The organism is Enterobacter cloacae complex sp. IR5384 (genome assembly GCF_049237265.1).
Lineage (GTDB): Bacteria > Pseudomonadota > Gammaproteobacteria > Enterobacterales > Enterobacteriaceae > Enterobacter > Enterobacter cloacae.
Map to the genome: position 1 here is coordinate 1 of NZ_JBMKHJ010000053.1, position 19,608 is coordinate 19,608.

At 53.5% G+C, this 19,608-nt stretch carries 13 protein-coding genes and 1 pseudogene; 8 read left to right on the top strand and 6 right to left on the bottom strand.

Features of this window, described 5'->3' with window-relative positions; all coding sequences use genetic code 11:
• From ACOTX3_RS24410 to ACOTX3_RS24420, 3 genes are all read left to right on the top strand, one after another.
• A partial coding sequence (locus ACOTX3_RS24410) for an Ig-like domain-containing protein (protein ID WP_421634985.1) occupies window positions 1–7,377 on the top strand: 7,377 nt, incomplete at its 5' end.
• 71 nt (window positions 7,378–7,448) lie between these two features.
• Complete coding sequence (locus ACOTX3_RS24415; protein ID WP_058678948.1) at window positions 7,449–9,629, top strand: type I secretion system permease/ATPase; 2,181 nt, start codon at window positions 7,449–7,451, stop codon at window positions 9,627–9,629.
• Window positions 9,626–10,801 (top strand): HlyD family type I secretion periplasmic adaptor subunit, encoded by a 1,176-nt coding sequence (locus ACOTX3_RS24420; RefSeq protein WP_013096690.1) that lies wholly within the window; start codon window positions 9,626–9,628, stop codon window positions 10,799–10,801. The genes ACOTX3_RS24415 and ACOTX3_RS24420 overlap by 4 nt, the downstream gene beginning before the upstream one ends.
• A gap of 40 nt (window positions 10,802–10,841) precedes the next feature.
• Here the strand turns inward: ACOTX3_RS24420 and ACOTX3_RS24425 are convergent, their stop codons facing one another.
• A complete protein-coding gene (locus ACOTX3_RS24425) occupies window positions 10,842–11,726 on the bottom strand; it encodes a hypothetical protein (RefSeq protein ID WP_013096689.1) in 885 nt (294 codons plus the stop codon).
• A gap of 327 nt (window positions 11,727–12,053) precedes the next feature.
• Here ACOTX3_RS24425 and ACOTX3_RS24430 point away from each other — a divergent pair, with 327 nt between their 5' ends.
• Window positions 12,054–13,517 carry an EAL domain-containing protein gene (locus tag ACOTX3_RS24430; protein ID WP_250116792.1) on the top strand — a complete coding sequence of 488 codons (1,464 nt, stop codon included), beginning with the start codon at window positions 12,054–12,056 and terminating at the stop codon, window positions 13,515–13,517.
• Between the two features lie 27 nt (window positions 13,518–13,544).
• On the opposite strand, the gene ACOTX3_RS24435 is transcribed toward ACOTX3_RS24430, so the two are convergent.
• From ACOTX3_RS24435 to ACOTX3_RS24445, 3 genes are all read right to left on the bottom strand, one after another.
• Window positions 13,545–13,817, bottom strand: a complete 273-nt coding sequence (locus ACOTX3_RS24435; protein ID WP_013096686.1) for a DUF883 family protein — start codon at window positions 13,815–13,817, stop codon at window positions 13,545–13,547.
• Between the two features lie 106 nt (window positions 13,818–13,923).
• Window positions 13,924–14,592 carry an epoxyqueuosine reductase QueH gene (locus ACOTX3_RS24440; RefSeq protein ID WP_058651353.1) on the bottom strand — a complete coding sequence of 223 codons (669 nt, stop codon included), beginning with the start codon at window positions 14,590–14,592 and terminating at the stop codon, window positions 13,924–13,926.
• An 83-nt stretch (window positions 14,593–14,675) separates the two neighbouring features.
• Window positions 14,676–15,152: a GNAT family N-acetyltransferase gene (locus ACOTX3_RS24445; RefSeq protein ID WP_029883812.1), complete on the bottom strand. Its 477-nt coding sequence runs from the start codon at window positions 15,150–15,152 to the stop codon at window positions 14,676–14,678.
• A gap of 82 nt (window positions 15,153–15,234) precedes the next feature.
• Here ACOTX3_RS24445 and ACOTX3_RS24450 point away from each other — a divergent pair, with 82 nt between their 5' ends.
• Together ACOTX3_RS24450 and ACOTX3_RS24455 are read left to right on the top strand one after the other, a co-directional pair.
• Window positions 15,235–16,164 carry a LysR family transcriptional regulator gene (locus ACOTX3_RS24450; RefSeq protein ID WP_058678946.1) on the top strand — a complete coding sequence of 310 codons (930 nt, stop codon included), beginning with the start codon at window positions 15,235–15,237 and terminating at the stop codon, window positions 16,162–16,164.
• Between the two features lie 72 nt (window positions 16,165–16,236).
• On the top strand, window positions 16,237–16,524 hold the full coding sequence (locus ACOTX3_RS24455; protein WP_058678945.1) for a DUF6966 domain-containing protein: 288 nt from the start codon (window positions 16,237–16,239) through the stop codon (window positions 16,522–16,524).
• 246 nt (window positions 16,525–16,770) lie between these two features.
• On the opposite strand, the gene iraM is transcribed toward ACOTX3_RS24455, so the two are convergent.
• Complete coding sequence (gene iraM, locus ACOTX3_RS24460) at window positions 16,771–17,154, bottom strand: anti-adapter protein IraM (RefSeq protein WP_306294893.1); 384 nt, start codon at window positions 17,152–17,154, stop codon at window positions 16,771–16,773.
• Between the two features lie 574 nt (window positions 17,155–17,728).
• Window positions 17,729–17,944, bottom strand: a pseudogene (locus tag ACOTX3_RS24465) (site-specific integrase); the annotation flags it as partial.
• 442 nt (window positions 17,945–18,386) lie between these two features.
• Between ACOTX3_RS24465 and ACOTX3_RS24470 the strand changes: the two are divergent.
• Window positions 18,387–19,211, top strand: coding sequence for a hypothetical protein (locus ACOTX3_RS24470; protein ID WP_250116793.1), 825 nt, complete (start codon window positions 18,387–18,389; stop codon window positions 19,209–19,211).
• A 40-nt stretch (window positions 19,212–19,251) separates the two neighbouring features.
• A complete protein-coding gene (locus tag ACOTX3_RS24475) occupies window positions 19,252–19,506 on the top strand; it encodes a hypothetical protein (RefSeq protein WP_250116794.1) in 255 nt (84 codons plus the stop codon).
• The last annotated feature ends 102 nt before the right edge of the window (window positions 19,507–19,608 follow it).

Genomic DNA, 19,608 nt, shown 5'->3' on the forward strand with positions numbered 1-19,608 from the left:
GTCACTGACGCGGCGGGCAATACCGGCACCGGCACCCATAGTGTGACCGTGGATACCGGTCTGCCATCGGTTAATTTCAACGCCATCAGCGATGACAACGTCCTGAATGCGGTGGAGAAAGGCCAGGATCTGAACGTCAGCGGCACCAGCGCCAACCTGGCAGAAGGCACCGTGGTGACCGTGACCCTGAACGGTAAAAACTACACGGCCACCACGGCGGCAGACGGTACCTGGAGCCTGACGGTTCCGGCCGCCGATCTGGCGGGTCTGGGTCAGGCGAATTACACCCTGAACGCGACCGCCACCAACGGCGTGGGCAACAGCGTAAGCAATACGGCGAACCTGCTGGTCGACACCGCGCTGCCAACCGTCACCATTAATACCGTGGCGGGCGACAACGTGATTAACGCGGCGGAAGTGGCGGCAGGCCAGACCATCAGCGGCAGCGTGGCGAATGCCGAAGCGGGCAATACGGTAACCGTGATGATTGGCGGCAACAGCTACACCGCGACGGTGCAGAGCGATCTGAGCTGGTCCGTGAGCGTGCCGGAGTCGGTCCTGACCGCGCTGGGCAACGGCGATTTAACGGTATCAGCGACCGTCACCAACGGCCACGGCAACACCGGTACGGGCGAACGTGACATCACCATCGACGCCAACCTGCCGGGTCTGCGTGTGGACACCGTGGCGGGCGACGATGTGATCAATAGCATCGAACATGGTCAGAACCTGATTGTCACCGGCTCCAGCGACGGGCTGGCGGCGGGCACAACGCTCACCGTGACCCTGAATGGCAAAACCTATGCGGCTTCCGTGCTGGCAGATGGTACCTGGAGCGCGGCGATCCCGGCTGCAGACGTCGGGGCGCTGGCTGCTGGTACGGTCACCGTCACCGTTGCAGGCCAGAGCGCAGCAGGCAACCCGGTGACCATCAGCCATGACGTCACGGTCGATCTGACCGCGGTCGCCATCAGCATTGACACCATCGCCACCGACGACGTGATTAACGCGGCGGAGAAAGGAGCGGATCTGGTGCTCTCCGGTAGCACCAGCAACGTGGAAGAAAACCAGACCGTTACCGTCACCTTTGGCGGCAACTCTTATACCGCCACCGTCGATGCCGACGGCAACTGGACCGCCACCGTACCGTCCGCGGATCTCGCGGGCCTGAAAGACGGCGATGCCAGCGTGCAGGTGAGCGTCACCAACGCGCACGGCAACAGTGCGTCCGCAGGGCGTGAGTACAGCGTAGATGCCACCGCGCCAGGCGTCACCATTGATACGGTTGCTGGCGATAACGTTATTAACGGCAGCGAAGCATCCGCTGGTGTGACTGTCTCCGGCACGACCACGGCAGAAGCCGGGCAGACGGTTACCGTGACGCTGGGCGGCAACAGCTATACCGCCCAGGTACAACCGGATGGCACCTGGAGCGTCAACGTACCTTCCGCCGATCTGTCCGCACTGGCTGATGATGGCTATACGGTGCAGGTGAGCGTTAGCGATACGGCGGGTAACCCGGGCAGCGCGAGCAAGGCGATTACGCTGGATACCACACCGCCGACCGTCAGCTTTAACGTGGTGGCGGGCGATGATGTCATCAACAGCGTGGAACATGCGCAGGCGCAGATCGTCAGCGGCACGTCCACCGGCGCCAACGTAGGCGATAAGGTCGTCATCACCTTGGGTTCAAACCAGTACACCACCACCGTTGATGCCAGCGGTAACTGGAGCGTGGGCGTACCGGCGAGCGTGATTTCTGCGCTCAATGACGGCACCGTGACCCTCAGCGCAACCATCACCGACAGCGCGGGCAACAGCAGCACCCAGACCCACGACGTGGTGGTCAATACCGCCTCCGTGGCGCTGACGGTTAATACCCTCAGTGGCGATGACGTAATCAACGCAGCAGAAGCGGCTACGTCTCTGGTGATTAACGGCTCCAGTGCTCAGTTTGCCAGCGGCACGGTGGTGACCGTGACCCTGAACGGCAAGAGCTATACGGCCACCATTCAGAGCGACGGCAGCTGGAGCACCACCGTACCGGCTGCCGATGTGGGTGCGCTGGCCGATGGCGCGAACTATCAGGTAGCGGTTTCGGCGCAGGACAGCGCGGGCAACAGCGCTTCGGCAACGCACAGCATCAGCGTGGACACCACTGCGCCGGTGGTGAGCATTGCAACGCTGTCGGGCGATGACGTGCTGAACGCAGCGGAAGCGCAGCAGCCGCTGACCGTGCACGGCTCCTCCAGTGCAGAGGCGGGCCAGACCATCACCGTAACCCTGGGCGGCAAAACCTACACTGCCACCGTGGCGAATGACGGCACCTGGACGCTGGATATTCCGGCTACTGACCTGGCTGCACTCAGCCAGGGCGCGCTGACGGTGACCGCGTCGGTCAATGACAACGCCGGTAATCACGGCCAGACCACGCACACCTTAACGGTGGACACCGTTGCGCCGACCGTCACCATCAGCACCGTGGCCGATGACGATATTGTCAACAACGCCGAGCAGCTGGCCGGCCAGACCATCCGCGGCACCACCACGGCTGAACAGGGCCAGACAGTGACCGTCTCCTTTAACGGCCACAGCTATCAGGCAACCGTCGCGGCAGACGGTACGTGGTCGGTCTTCGTACCGGGCCGAGATTTCCTTGGCCTGAGCGACGGGGATTACACCATTACCGCCTCGGTGAGCGATAAGGCGGGCAACCCGGGCAGCGCCACGCACGACGTGACGCTGAACGGCGATGTACCGACGATCGTTATTAACACTTTTGCCCAGGACGACATCGTCAGCGCCGCCGAACACGGTACGCCGCTGGTGATCAGCGGTACTACCGACGCGCCAGCGGGCCAGACGGTGACGGTGACCCTGAACGGCAAGTCCTATACGACCACCGTGCAGAATGACGGCAGCTGGAGCTATACGCTCGGCAGCGCAGATGTTTCCGCGCTGGCAGACGGCGGCGCGTATGTCATTAACGCGCAGGTGAGCAACACCATCGGCAACAGCGCCAGCGACAACCACACCGTTACCGTGGATCTGACTGCGCCGTCGATGGGGATCAGCATTGATTCCCTGCAAAACGACACCGGTCTGAGCGCGAGTGATTTCATCACCAACGACAGCCAGATTATCATCAACGGTTCCCTGACCGCGCAGCTCGGCAACAACGAGAAGGCGCAGATCAGCCTGGACGGCGGGGCCACGTGGAGTGATCTGAGCGTCACCGGCACGACCTGGCGCTACACCGATAGCCGCACTCTGACGGACGATACGTACCAGTACCAGGTGCGGGTGATCGATAACGCGGGCAACGTGGGGGCAACGGACAGCCAGGACGTGGTGATTGATCTGACCGCGCCTGTGGCAACGAGCATTACGGTTGACTCCATCTCCCAGGATACCGGTCTGTCCGACAGCGACTTTATTACCAGCGATACGCAGATCAGCCTGAAAGGAACGCTGGGCGCGGCGCTGGGCAGCGGTGACCACGTCCAGATCAGCCTCGACGGCGGCCAGAACTGGACCGACGTCAGTGTCAGCGGTTTGAGCTGGACCTATGTGGATGGCCGTACGCTGGCCGACGGGGATTACAACTACCAGCTGCGCGTCATTGATGATGCGGGGAATATCAGCGCTACCGTAAGCCAGGTAGTGACCATCGATACCGTTGTGCCGGACGCCAGCAAAACGATCGCCATCGACAGCATCAGCGATGACACCGGCCTGAGCAGCAGCGACTTTATCACCAGCGATACCTCGCTGACGCTGCACGGCTCGCTCGGCGCGACGCTGGCCGACGGGGAATATGCCCAGATCAGTATCGACGGCGGCGTAACCTGGCAGAACGTGATTGTCACTGGCAACAACTGGTACTACGTGGATGGCCGCACGCTGGCTAACCAGACCTACGACTACTACGTTCGCGTGGTGGATGCCGCGGGTAACGTGGGTGCCAGTGCCCATCAGCAGGTTACCGTTGACACGGTGGCCCCGGATGCGGCGATTACGGTGAGCGTGGATAACATCACCGTGGATACCGGCTTCGACAATAACGACTTCCTGACCAGCTCGACATCCTACACCCTGCACGGCACGCTCGGTGCTGAACTGGGGGCGGGTGAGTACGTTCAGGTGAGCATGGATGGCGGCACCACCTGGGTCTACGCCACCGTGAGCGGCACGCAGTGGAGCTATAACGACACCCGCACGCTGACCGACGATAGCTACAGTTACCAGGTACGTGTTGTCGACCAGGCGGGGAACGTCGGGGCTACCACGTCGCAGGTGGTAACGGTGGATACGCAGGCGCCGCAGTACGGCGTCACTATCGACAGCATCAGCGACGATACCGGACAGTCCGGCAGTGATTTCATCACCATGGACACCACGCTGACCATTAACGGTTCGCTCGGTAGCGCGCTGGCAGGCGACGAGCGCGTGCAGATCAGCCTCGACGGCGGAAATACGTGGGTTGACACCACGGTCACCAACCAGCGCTGGAGCTACACCGATACCCGCGATCTGGATGACGGGGATTACACTTACCAGGTGCGGATTATCGACCAGGCGGGTAACGTTGGCTCCACCGCGTCGCAGGTGGTGACGGTCGATACTACGCCGCCAACCACCGTAGGTACCGTGGTGAGCTACACCGACGGTGAAGGCGAGCGTCAGGGCACTTACGGTACGTCGGTGGCGACGGATGATACCTCACCGCTGATCAACGGCACGCTGAACCGCGCCCCGGACGACGGCGAAATTGTGCAGCTCTATCGCGACGGCATTCTGCTTGGTCAGGTAACCATGAACGGCAGCGCCAGCTGGTCCTTCCAGGACAACGGCCTGAGCGATGGCAACCACACCTACATTGTGCGCGTCACCGACAAAGCCGGTAACTACACGGAATCGGACGGGTTTGTGCTGAACGTCGATACCAGCGTGCCGACCACCACGGCGGCAATTACCGCCCAGACCACCTCCGATACCACGCCGATTGTCAACGGTACGGTATCCGCAGACCTGGTGAACGGTGAATATCTGGTGGTGACGGTGAACGGGAAAACCTACACCTCCCAGACCGGCGGTGCGGTCGTGGTCGACCCGGAACACAACACCTGGTATCTGCAGATCCCGGACAGCGATGCGCTGGGCGTGGCGAGCTATAACGTCACCGCTCAGGTGAAGAGCAGTGCGGGCAACGGTAATACCACCGGTATTGCCAACGGCAGCCTGGTGATTGATACCACCACCGTGAATACCGACTGGGCGACCACGGCGGGTAACCTGAATAACTCGACCATGACCGTCGGCACGAACAGCAGCGGCCTGTGGAATATCATTGCTAACGGCCAGTCTTACTCCAGCAGCGATAGCTCGACCTATGCCGGCAATACGCTGAGCAACACCCGTGGCTATTACGTTGTGAGCCAGACCGCCGCTGACTTTGACCGTAACGGCACGCAGGATATCTTTGCGACGGAGAACACCTACGCGGGTTCTACGCAGGTGATGTGGACCTACGATGGCAGCACCTATAACGCCAGCCAGCTGGCGATGGGGACCACCATCTGGTACGGCGGCGTGGTGGCGTACGACAAAAACGGGGATGGTTATCTGGATCTGGCATACGGCGATGCGGGTGCGGACTCCATAACCTATCTGATTAACAACAATGGCGTGCTGACACCAGACGGTACCAACGGCGGGGCAGGCTTCTGGGGACAATTCACCACCATGCGTGAAATCTCCGGCGTCGACCTGAACAACGACGGTACCGTAGACATTGTGCAGCATACCAACCGCAGCAGTGCGTACTCGTTAACGGTGATTAATAACAACGGCAACGGCACGCTCTCCATCGGCCAGAACCTGACCAACGTGTTTGTCGCGAACGCCTCGAATACCACCACGGCAGCCTCCATGACGTGGGCGGACTTCAACGGCGATGGCTACATGGATCTGTACCTGGGCAGCAGCTACAACAACACCGGCGGGGTGATCTACTACAACAACGGTGCAGGACAGCTGTCCACGACCAAGAGCGCGGTAGAAGCTTCTAACGCCACGGCGGGGTATCTGTCGGTGGCGGTGGACTGGAACGGTGACGGGCAGATGGACATCATCAAGCTCAGCACCTACGGCGCGTCACAAACCGCAACCCTGTTCACCAACAACGGTTACGGTTCCACCTGGACCTCGAGCCAGCTGGCGTCTGGGCTTGCCAACGTCACCGGCGTGGCTGCGGTGGATTACAACTGGGACGGCACACAGGATCTGCTGGTGTCGCAGCAAAACGGCAAGGTGGTGCTGGTGCAAAACAGCAAAACCATTGCCGACGGCACCGCGATGCACCTGCACATTGTCGACAGTGAGGGTATCAACGCTTACTACGGCAACACGGTCAATTTGTATAACGCCGCGGGTGTGCTGGTGGCCTCGCAGATCATTAACGCCCAGTCCGGTATCGGCTCGAACGATACCTCTGCGCTGGTGAGTTTCTACGGGCTGGATCCGAATGAGACCTACTCGGCCGAGATCGTCAAGATCACTAACGGCGTGTCGGATAACGTCACCTGGAGCGGTCTGGAGGCGGGCAACGGTAAGGAGGGCTACGTGCTCACTGCCGAAGCGGCCACCGGCGGCCACAGCGGAACGATTACCGGCACCGGGTATAACGACACCTTTATCGCAGAGGATGGCACCTATACCTATAACGGTTCCGGCGGCTGGAATACCCATTCCGACTATGACACCTGGAGCAACACCGGTGGGATGGACGTGGTGGATTACCGTAACGCAACGTCCGGCATTACCGTTGATTTACGCCTCTCCACGGCGCAGGACACCGGGTTTGGCACCACGCGGTTGTTGAACATTGAAGGGATCAACGGCTCGGACTTCGACGATGTCATTACCGGCAACAGCGGTGATAACCAGTTTGAGGGCCGGGGCGGAAACGACACCTTCAATATCGGCAGCGGCGGCCACGACACGTTGCTCTATAAGCTCATCAACGCGTCGGATGCCACGGGCGGTAACGGTCACGATGTGGTGAACGGCTTTACCGTCGGCACCTGGGAAGGCACGGCGGATACGGACCGTATCGACCTGCGCGATCTGCTCTCCGACAGCGGCTATACCGGCACGGGCTCGGCGAGCTATGTGAACGGGGTGGCAACGCTGGACAGCAGCGCGGGGAACATCACCGATTACATCCGCGTGGTGCAAAACGGCAGCAATACCGAAATCCAGGTTGACCTCGACGGTACGGGCGGTCAGTTCTCGCCTACCACGCTGGTGACCCTGAACGGCGTCCAGACGGATCTGGCGACGCTGCTGGCCAATCATCAACTGTTAATTGCGTAAAACCCTGCCGCGGGGAGCGATCCCCGCGGCCTTTTGCGTTTCTTTAGACGACTTGCGTTAACCCGGAGATTATGAAGACACATCCACAGTACGAACCCTGGTTGCAGGGCATGCTCACCATCGCGAAGCACTATCGGCTGGATTTTTCGGCGGAGCATGTTCGGGTCACGATTAACCATGAAAGCCAGTCCCCGCGCCAGCTGGTGCTGGAGGAGATGGCGCGCCAGCTTGGGCTTGGGATGCGTAAGGTGGAAGCAGACGCCGTCTCCCTCGACCCGTGGCGTTTACCGCTGCTGGCGGAGTTCACTGGCGGACAGATCGCGGTTATTAACCGCATGGACAACGACGGCAACGTCAGCCTGCAGTTCAGCGGCGATGGCGGGCTGGAGACAACATTAACGCGGGAAGCGCTCGGCGCACGGCTGAAAACACTGCTGGTGTTGCGCCCGCTCGAATCCACGCCGGATGCCCGCGTGGATGATTACATCAAACCCTATGAGAAAAACTGGTTCTGGCAGCTGGCGCTGAAAGACTGGCGACGCTACAGCGACATCATGCTGGTGGCGCTGGTCGCGAACGTGCTGGCGCTCTCCGGCATGGTCTTCTCCATGCAGGTGTACGACAGGGTGGTGCCCTCGCAGTCTGAAGCCACGCTGTGGGTGCTGTTTGGCGGCGTCATGCTCGCCATCGTGTTCGAATTCATTATGCGCATGCTGCGCGTGCATATTTCGGATGTGGTAGGTAAGCGAGCGGATCTGCGGATCTCCGAGCGGGTGTTTGCTCACGCGCTGCGGATCAAAAACGGCGCCCGCTCTAAATCGACCGGGTCGTTTATCGCCCAGATCCGCGAGCTGGAGTCGGTGCGCGAGCTGATTACCTCCACCACCATTGCGGCGATTTCCGATCTGCCGTTCTTCCTGCTGTTTGTGTTCATTCTGTGGATGATTGGCGGTCCGCTGGTGCTGGTGGTTCTGCTTGCCGTGCCGCTGCTGCTGATCCCGGGCCTGCTGGTACAGCGCCCGCTGGGAAAACTCTCCAGCGAAGGGATGCGCGAATCCGCCATTCGTAACGCCACCCTGGTGGAGGCGGTACAGGGCATTGAGGACATCAAGCTGATGCGCGCCGAACAGCGTTTTCAGAATCAGTGGAACAACACCAACGATGTGGCGGCCACCGTCGGGATGAAACAGCGCTGGCTGACCGGGCTGCTCCTGACCTGGACCCAGGAGGTGCAGTCGATTGTTTACGCGGTAGTGTTGCTGGTGGGGTGCTATCTGGTCATCAGCGGCGACATGACCACCGGTGCGCTGGTGGGAACCTCGATTCTGGCCTCGCGCACCATCGCGCCGCTCTCACAGATTTCGGGCGTGCTGTCCCGCTGGCAGTCGGCGAAGGTGGCGAGAAAGGGTCTGGACGACCTGATGCAGCGCCCGATTGACGATCCTCAGCAGGGTAAAAAGGTGCATAAAGCCCATCTGCGCGGGAACTATACCCTCGACGACGTGGGATTCTGGTACGACGACGAGGAAAAACTGACCGTGCTGCACATCAGCAAATTGCAGATCCGCGCCGGCGAACGGGTGGCGGTGCTGGGGCGCAACGGCTCCGGCAAAAGTACCTTGCTGCAGCTTCTGGCCGGGATGCAGGAACCGCAGCAGGGAAGCATTCTGCTGGATGACATTGCCTTAAATCATCTCGACACCGCCGATGTGCGCCGGGATATGCAGCTGCTCACCCAGCAGGCGCGGCTGTTCTTTGGCTCTGTGCGCGACAATATCCTGATGGGCAACCCGCTTGCTACCGACGAGGAGATCCATCAGGCGCTGGTCAACAGCGGTGCGCTGGAGTTCGTGCGTAAGCAGAAAATGGGGCTGAACTACCTCATCAATGAAGGGGGGGCCGGGTTATCCGGCGGCCAGCGACAGGCGCTGTTGCTGGCGCGCGCCCTGATCACGTCGCCCAATATTCTTCTGCTGGACGAGCCTACCGCCTGGCTGGATGAGATGAGCGAAAAGCAGTTCATTCAGCACTTACAGCAATGGCTGGGCAAGCGCCGGACGCTGGTGGTGGCAACACACCGGCTGCCGATTCTGGATCTGGTTGACCGCATCATCGTGCTGGAAAACGGCAAAGTGGTGATGGATGGCCCGCGCGACGCGATCCTGCGTCAGCACGGTATGGCGCCGCAAAAGGCAGCGCAGCGTACCGTGACCATGAAACCGGCGGCCGTGGCCGAGGAGGGAATGGCATGAATGATCTATCCCGCTATAACAGCCGCCTGAAAGAGCCGCGCCTGCCGCGCTCAACGTGGGTGGCCTGGTCGCTGTTCGCGCTGCTTGCGGCGTTTATCGCCTGGGCGAGTCTGTTCCAGCTTGATGAAGTCACCACCGGCAACGGCAAAGTGATCCCGTCTTCTCACGAGCAGGTCATTCAGTCGCTGGAGGGGGGCATTATCCATAGCCTGCTGGTGCGCGAAGGTGACATCGTTGAACGTGGGCAGCGGCTGGCTCAGCTTGACCGCACCAAAACAGAATCCAGCGTGCTGGAAAGTGAGTCTCGTCTGAATGCCGCGCTGGCCACGGCTGCGCGCCTGAAAGCGGAAGTGAACGACACGGAACTGACGTTTCCGCAAGAGCTGGATGACGACGTTGAACTGGTCAAACAGGAAACGGCGCTCTTCCAGTCCCGTCGCGAAAGCCTGGAAAAAGGGCTGGCCGGTTTGCGTCAGGGGGCTGAACTGGTCCAGCGCGAGCTGTCGTTAACCCGTCCGCTGGTCACTCAGGGGGCGGCGAGCAAGGTGGAGGTGTTACGTCTGGAGCGGCAAAAAAACGAGCTAGAGAACAAAATCACCGAAATGAAAAACCAGTATTACGTGCGCGCCCGTGAAGAGCTGGCGAAAGCGAATGCGGAGATCGAAGCCCAGCGCTCGGTCATGAAAGGACGCGAGGATTCCCTGACCCGTTTGACCTTCAACGCGCCGGTGCGCGGGATTGTGAAGGACATCGACGTCACCACCGTCGGCGGGGTTATCCCGCCCAATGGGAAACTGATGAGCCTGGTGCCTCTTGACGATCAGATGGTGGTTGAAGCGAAAATTTCACCGCGTGATGTGGCGTTTATCCACCCCGGACAAAAAGCGCTGGTGAAAATCACCGCCTATGACTACTCGATTTATGGTGGACTGACGGGCGAGGTGACCATGATTTCACCCGATACCCTTCAGGATGAGGTCAAAAGAGACGTGTACTACTACCGCGTCTATATCCGTACTGACAGTAACCACCTGACCAATAAACAGGGCAAGGAATTTCCGGTATTCCCGGGGATGATTGCGACGGTGGATATTAAAACGGGCAGTAAATCCATTCTGGATTATCTGCTGAAACCGCTGAACAAGGCGAAAGAGGCGTTGCGGGAACGCTGACGAACAGAAAAGGGCGCTCGGGAAACCGAACGCCCCAGGATTATACCGGGGAGGTTACGTCACCCCCCTGGCGTCGCTCCTTCGGAACCACGTTGATGTAATGCGTGACATAGGCAAAATATAACCCGGCATAATTTTCGACGAGCTGCATAAATGCAGGATAAATGGTCATTCGGCCATCCCCTCTGTCTTTAAGATAACCTGCCTCTTGCGCGGATTTAATTATGCGCGCCACGTGGATACGTGAGACAAAAAACGCTTTCGCCAGCGTGCCGGGCGAATAATCAATTATCGCGCCATGTGCAGTTTTGTTTTTAATAGCCTGCAAATATAAATACAGCATAATCATTCGCCCTCCATCTTTATCAATAAATAACCCCACTTCCGGTAACACGGCTTTGAAGGTTAATCCGCGAAACAGATACTCAGCCGCCCGGCGGAAAAAGTTATTTCTCAGAATATCGTTATCTAACAGGTTAAGGTCGATGTTAAATGTCGGGTAAAGAATACTGACGGGTATAAATGCGCCGCTCATGTAACGTTTTAGTTCATCCAGTCCTTTTTGCGTGGGGGCGATGCGCGTCTTTCGGCGATCCTCCATACAGCGCCAGGTCTTAATCCGCCCGGTAGTTCTCAGTAAGGTGATGATAGCAATAACGCTGTTGGGACTGGCGATTTTGTATCGCGAACATAATGCTTTTATCTCTGAAACAGATTCGGCCTGATTGCCGAATATAAAACAACACATGGCAAGAATAATATTGAACCGTGATTCCTGGAGCATTGTTTTGTAGAACAAGGGTTGTTTTTTATAGATGCTGTCATTGATTTTGTAGTGTTCTATTATTGCCTCGCTAAACCGCGGGTTGTTCTTAATAACATCCCTTCGATGTAGCAAGGCCCTGGATGAGATATGATTATCCATAGCATTTTCTCTTTTTGAGCAAGCCGACGTAATGAAGTGTCCAGACTTCTTTTTCGGAATTTTCATTATACCTTGCAGGGAAAACATTTTCCGTCGTTATTTGCAAAGATTGTTATATTTGCACAGCATATGGATCCAGGCGGTGATTAACGCAAAGATGTTGCAGGGCGAGACGTTGATAACGGTTTATTAACCTACGGTGGTAAGATAAAATTAACCTGTTACGCAGGTTATATTCAGGCTTGTGACATTTCCGCATGTTTTTAGTCTCGATGTGCTGGTCATTATTGACCAGGGCAACGGTGTTTTTGTACCCAGGAGCGCATTATGATTCAAAACAATTCTCACAATAATCATGATTGTCATGCACAGGAATTTGTTATTTCAGCCTGCAGTTTTACGTTCCAGGGGTACCGTCTGTTACTGAAAGAGCAGGGAGGGTTGGCGTCACAGGTGCGTTTTGAGGATGACGTCGCAAATCGGGAAGATGTCTACACTATTATCAAAAATCAGGACGCTAAAATTACGGTCTTTCTCGGGGAAGAGATCGTGGATCTTTTGCAGAGCCTCAGGCACCTTGCCGATCTTCTTAACACACTTCCCGTCATCCGCCCGGTCACTCTGTATGGCAATATACCTGACAGTTGGCTGTACGGGACCTTGCGTAGTTTATTGAATAACAATCAAAAATTATCTCTGATCCGCATCGCCAACAGCGGCGATATTATTGCGCGTGTTCAGAAAAAAAATGACGCATGCAGGGACAGATCTCGCTCATTGCAGGATCATCATGCGGACTGTAGCTTTAAAGACCGTCAAAAAGGGCTCACAAACAGAGAACTTGATGTCTTATTAAATTTCTACCGGGGCATGTCGGTAAATAAACAGTGCAAAAAATTTGGGCTGACGAATAAAACGGTATATACACATCGCAAGGCCGGTTTAAGAAAGCTGCAATTAATCCAGTTGTGGTATAAAAATTCTCAGGGTTTTTCTGCGTCAGGGATTGGGGAACGGCAGGGCAAAATAGAATCACTGTCCAGTACTGAGGTGGATGTCTTTAATGCGCTGCTTAAAAGGGAGATATTTCCTGCGTATCAAATCATCACCGATGAAAATAAAAAAGGTGTTGGGTTTGAGATTTTATTACGCTGGAACAAGAACGGTAAAATTATCAAGCCTGCCCATTTTCTTACCGGGGTGAAAAATCGTGAGCTATGGTTGAATATCACGGCGCTGGTGCTGCATGCCGCTGTTTCTGGCATCAACAAATATAACGGGAAATATTATTTTTCGGTGAATATACCGCCGGAACTCGCGGCCGGAAATGCCTTGCCCGAGATGGCCAAAAAAGCCATCAAGATGCTGCTCAAACCCCAGTGGGCCGGGAACCTGGTCTTTGAATTTGCTGAAGATATTGATGTGACCAAAGATAAAACCATCCCAGAAACCATGCGTCGCCTGCGCAGTACGGGGTGTCGGTTATTCCTGGATGATTGCTTCTCCAGCCATCAAACCATGTTTCCGGTGAGGCAGGTTCATTTTGATGGTTTAAAGCTTGACCGGGATATTGTCGGAAAGTTTGTCGCTAATGACAATGATTACAAACTTATCAAAGCGATTCAGATATACAGTGACATGACCGGCAGCGAATGTATTGCAGAGGGGGTGGATAGCGAAGAGAAATTTGAAAAGCTGGTGGCGTTAGGCGTAAAAAGTTTCCAGGGATATTATCTTTCCCGCGCCGTGAAAGAGGAGGAGTTAGATCGCATGGTAAGATTGTTTAGCTAATAAAATAAGGCCCCGTGGGGCCTGAGATTATTTACGGCCGAGTAACAGGCCCAGAACAATACCCACTGCACCAGCCGCAATCAGGCCGGTTAACGGGTTATTTCTGACTGCCTCAGTGACATCAGAAACGGCATCACTGGCCTGCGCAGCATATTTTCGTGCTGCCCCTTTCACCTGATGTTTAGGGGAGTCAACGAATTCACCAAACTGCTGCTGAGCAGAGCCCGTCAGTTCGTCGAGTTTATTTTTGGCTTTATCACCAGCATACTGTGCGTTTTTATCAGCGTCGAAATCAGACATTGTTACCTCCTTTTGTGGATAATTAAAGGATAGCCGCTATTTCAACATCTGAGAGCCGTAATGCGGATTCAGGCGCGTTTTAGGATATGTCTCCCTTCGCGCCGCCTTACTCTTCAGACTCGTCTTTGCCGTAAAACAGTTTGCCAATTTTGATGAGAGGACGCCCCTGCGACTTACGGTGAAGGTTGCTGTCACGCAGGGAATATACGCATCCGCAGTACTCCTGCTGATAAAACTGTTCGCGCTTGCTGATCTCAATCATCCGCGACGATCCGCCTTGCTTGCGCCAGTTATAATCCCAGTAGACCATGCCCGGATAGTGGGCTGCCGCGCGCTGACCACAGTCGTTAATCTGCTGCATATTCTTCCAGCGCGAGATGCCAAGGGAGCTACTGATCACACTGAAACCATTTTCCGCCGCGTATAACGCCGTGCGTTCGAAACGCATATCGAAACACATGGTGCAGCGGATCCCACGTTCAGGCTCCCATTCCATCCCTTTTGCGCGTTCAAACCAGTTGTCCGTATCGTAATCCGCATCAACAAAGGGCACGCCGTGTTTTTCCGCAAAACGAATATTCTCTTCCTTACGGATGAGATACTCCTTTTGCGGGTGGATATTGGGGTTATAGAAGAAGATGGTGTAATCAATGCCTGAGGCCTGAATGGCCTCCATTACCTCGCCGGAGCAGGGCGCGCAGCAGGAGTGCAGCAGCAGTTTGTCAGCGCCGTTTGGCAGGGTAAGTTGAGGACGAATGAAGGGGGCTGTGCTCATGGTATTCAACAATATGTTAATGAAATTTATGGAATTGTAGCATAGATCCCGCACAGCCGGGATCTCTGCACAGCGCGCGCCGTTTACCCGGCAAATTTCAGCAGCGCTTCTCCATCCAGGCGATAGCGCACCCACTCGGACTGCGGGAGCGCGCCAATGCTCAGATAGAAGTCGATTGCCGGCTGGTTCCAGTCCAGTACGCTCCATTCCAGACGACCACACTGGCGTTTTACGGCGAGCTGCGCGATATGTTTCAGCAAGGCTCTTCCCGCGCCTTTACCGCGATAATCCGGGGATACATACAGGTCTTCCATATAGATACCGTTGCGGCCAAGCCAGGTTGAATAGCTGGTGAAGAACACGGCATAGCCAGCGATCTTACCTTCATACTCCGCGATCAGCGCTTCGGTTTTACTGTCTGCGCCAAAGAGGGTTTCGCGGATCTCGTCCGGCGTGGTGATCACTTCTTCCGGCGCTTTTTCATAGACCGCCAGCTCATAAATCATGGCGTAAATAGCCGCCGCATCCTCGGGGCGGGCCTGACGAATGGTAATGCTCATGTTATTTCCTGCATGTTTTGCGATTGATGGCGCTAAGCATACGGAGTATTGTCCGAAGAATTAAGTGCAATGAAATCAACAAATGATGAATATTATGCATCCGGCCCTGAGACGCCTTGATTTAAACCTGCTGCCCGTTTTCGACGCCATTTACCGTCACCGTTCGGTTCGCCTGGCCGCCGATGAGTTAGCGATGAGCACATCGGCACTGAGCCATGCGCTGTCACGTTTGCGAACGACGCTGAATGATCCGCTATTTTTCCGGGAAGGGCATCGCATGTCACCCAGCGTGTATGCCACACAGCTCGCGCCGTCCATTGCATCTGCTTTGTCGTTTCTTAATCATGAGCTTACCCCGCAGCCGGAGTTTGAAGCGGCCAAAAGTAGCGAGAGCCTGCACATTGCGATTACGGATTTTACCGCGCTTTGTATATTCCCGGCCCTGATGCACACGTTGCAGGATGCCGCGCCGGGTTTGCGTTTTGAACTGCGCTATCTGCCACACAGCCCCGCGCTGACTGAGCTGCTGGCAGGCGAAGTGGATCTGGCGCTCGGTTTCAGCACGGCCGAGGAGATCCGCCATCCTGAACTGGAGGAGATAAGCTGGTTTGAAGATGAGTATGTGGTCATTAGCAACGCAAGCCGGACGCGTCTGACGCTGGAGGATTATCTCGCGGCCCGCCATCTGGTGGTCACCCCCTGGAATGAGAAGCAGGGCGTGCTGGATTTACGGCTGGAGGAGTTGGGCTATACCCGGCACATTGCAATCAAAACCCCGTCAATGCTCAGCGCGCCGTTTATCGTTGCGCAAAGCGATCTGCTGATGGCCATTCCCCGGTATGCAGCCGAAAAGCTGAAGGCGGCAGTGAATATCAACATTTTTACCTTACCGTTCGCCATTCAAAAATTCGACGTGAAAATTTACTCCCATAAACGCAGCGGTCAGCGGGGCGCAACCCGCTGGCTGAAAGAAGAGTTGCAAAAATTAGCAATAGAAGTGAAAGCCGGTTAAGCGCAGCGCCAGTCGGCAGAAAGGGGCATGTCGTTGCGCGACTGCAATGACCGGTATCATCAGGAGACTGAAATGAAATCAGATGTTGGTTTTTTACTAAATAAAATCATTGACTTGCTTGTTTCATGTAATGAAAGTGTTTGGTCAAAGAAACTCATCTATTTTCGCGAACAGCTGGGCTCTGATTATGAGCAGGCCTTGTTAGGTATCAGGTCTATTTTCGCAGGGGCAGGGTCCTTTAACGACTTAATACTGCAAAATAACGGCAAAATGCTGCGAGAAGAGAACAACGCGCTTAATAGGTTACAAGATGAGCTATACAGCTTAACTAAAGCAGAGATCTCCGCGCGTAACATTTAAAGTTTAGTTAAAAGATGTGGTAGAAGACCTCTGCCACCAGGATGAATAAAAGTATAAATAATACCAAACCAAATGATTAATAACGTATGTTATCTGAGATATGGCCTCGCGCCTGCCGCAAGTCATCGGCAGGCGCGCGGGGGCCGTAACTGATAGGGTTTCAGTTGGTATCTCAGTCTAATATATGTTAAGCATGCGGTCCCTGTAACAGGGGGCAGCGGATCCAAAAGCTAACTTATTAAATGATTAGCTATCGCGGGGCACTCTTATTATCAACGGGGTTGTCTCAAATCCGTGCGGGCATTTGCGCGCATTGCAATGCTCAGCGTATGAGCAGTCTTCAGAATCCAGGTTTTTATTAAAAGGACAGGCCATTTTGTTTTTTATTTCATCCCACAGGTTCTCATTGTATGGCGAGACGTTATAAAGGGATATGTGGTTGAACACGCCATTTACAAAAATTCCATTTTTTGTTGTATGTATTCTGTCTCCGGGCAAAAGATAGATGTCACTCTCGTACCAAATTATTAATCTTAATAATTTCAAACCAACAATGTGCGAATAAACGATTCCTGTGTTAGGGCAAATGACAGAACTTAATACTCGCCACGACATCATACTCTTCTCCATAAGATATTTTTACCTGGATTTAGGTTTAGCACGTGATCAGACATCAATCAATGTTGTAACTCATTGATATTGATCGTTATTTTAAAGTTGGTTGATTTTTTTTTCTATATATAACAATGGCTTGCGCAATATGGTTTAGATAATTATTTTGAATTATATATCTTACATCAAAGAGGAGTGGTTTGATTTTGACCGTTTACAGGTTCTGAACGCAAAAAATAAGATTCCGTAGAAACCTTTATTATTAAGGAAAATTTAATCATGGCGGAAACCATTTCATTTCAACCTGTTACCAGGTATAAGGTTTAGAGGTTTTTTTGAATTATTATCAACGCTGCTTATCGATTCCACCGAATAAAGGGTGTTGATGGCGCTTTTTTTTGGCTTAGCCGTAGAAAATGGCTGAATTTGAATGTAGAGGCCAGCCTTTCAAAGAGAAATTATTCAGAATTACTTATGTATGATAATGCGCTTCAAGAGCCTGATAACCCTATGAAAGCTGTTGTTTACATAATGTTGCTTTAAAGGATGCCATACCCCCCTAGTAGCGGTGTGTTCATTTAACTTATTGATATTATTGGTTTAATTTTGTTTTCAGGGGCATATTGGAAGCAAACCCTAACCGCTCGTTTAACAGCTCAACCTGCTCACCGTCAAACTCATTGATCCAGGCTGAATACATCCACACCATCTCAGCGTCTTCGTGCCCGAGCTGGCTGGCGATGAACGAAGGGTTTGCCCCAGCCGCAAGTGACCACCATGCGTAACTGTGCCGTGACTGGTTGCGCTTAATAATATGTAAGCTAACTTTAAAAGGCATCCACTGGATGGAATGCCTTTTGAGTGATGAATCTCCCTAGCGGAGGGGCGAAAACAGCAAATTCTGAAAGTGATAAAGAGACGCGCGGGGCTGGTGGCTGACCAGATTCTCATCGGGAGGCACCCGACATCATACTCGTTACTTCCCTTAACTCCTTAAGGAGGCCTGTTCGTCCGAACAGGCTTTTTATTGGGATGAGTCATTCGGCTAGCTGGGTATTCTGTTGGGGGTATGCACTGCGATGTGAGCTACTTAGCTTGAAGAATGTACCTTATCGGTTAAAATACTCAAAATCCTTTTATACCAATCGATTATGACAAATGCTTGCGACGATTTTTTCTGCTTAGTTAATTTAGATCCTAATGGACCTAAAATTTTCGGCTTTTCTGAGTTTTTAGCCGGATTAGCACTGATGGTTTTAGCGTGGACTATTGCTGATTTTCGGTATCGCTTTAGAATTAAAACTGCGCCAATACCCCTTGAGAAAATTACCTTTTGGGTGGTTTTGGTAGTAGGATTCATGACAATTCTAACAGATCTTTGGAGGGCTAATGGTCTTCCTGTCATAAGAGGTAATTTAATAAGCCCAGCTGGATGGCAAGCATCTTTAGCAGGAGTGTTTTTTATTACTTTCATTGGGTGGGTTTGGTTTGCATTCATTAAACCGTCAAAATATGGAAAGCTAACAAGCAAAAGATACATAGCGGTAGTTTATCAATGTATATTGCGGGGCTCAAAAACTGAACTCGCTATTCTTGCAGATGAGCTGGCTAGATCCTCTAAAAAATTAGTCTTTTACGCCACAGATTTCAAAGGTGAAGTTACTGATGAACATTTAGACAGTCTCCCTGATGTAGAAGCTATTGCAAATGATATGCTTTCTCTCATATCGGACAAGAGGTTTTGTAAGGCGGTAATAGAGTCCTCACAGAATTTAGCTTTGATATTATTTACAGAGGTCGAAAGATCAAATAAGTATGGTATTCTTCTTGGTGTTTTTTCTAAGAACCTTCTTATCGAAGCTATAAAATATGAAGATTCTTTTTTATATCATGAGTCTGATTTCTACGAATCAGGATTTTTAGGTTCATATAGGCCGCTCAGCAGAGCTATGTTCGGAAACTCTAGGATGGTTGAAAAACTTGAGGTCACATTTGATGTTGGTTGGAATTTCGAAAAAAAAATGGACCACAAAAGAATTACAAGCCTACATAAGAGCTTTCTCGGTTTTTGTTAAGGCTTACATCAAAGACGGGGTTCCACGTCATTCATTTGTAATGAATAGAACCTTAAGAAGTATATCCGAAAAGTCTAATGAGTTACATAAAGTCAATGGTGTTGCGAATAGCTGGGATACCGAACCGGTTCAAAATCTTAGTGTTATTGTAAGTTTTTTTAAAGAACTTATTACGGAATTAGATAAAAGAGAAAAACCTTTCCATTACACTTTACGTATTAAGGATAAAAAAACAAATCCTAATCACAGCATCTATGACACGTTAGCAAAACAAATGTATGCAGTGATTCATTGACCTGCCCCCACGATTAGATACAACACTCAGTTAGTAACGTCGGAATCTTCATTCTCAGAATGACCCTTTCTCCAGCCCGCTGCAAATTCAGACGGTGTCTGA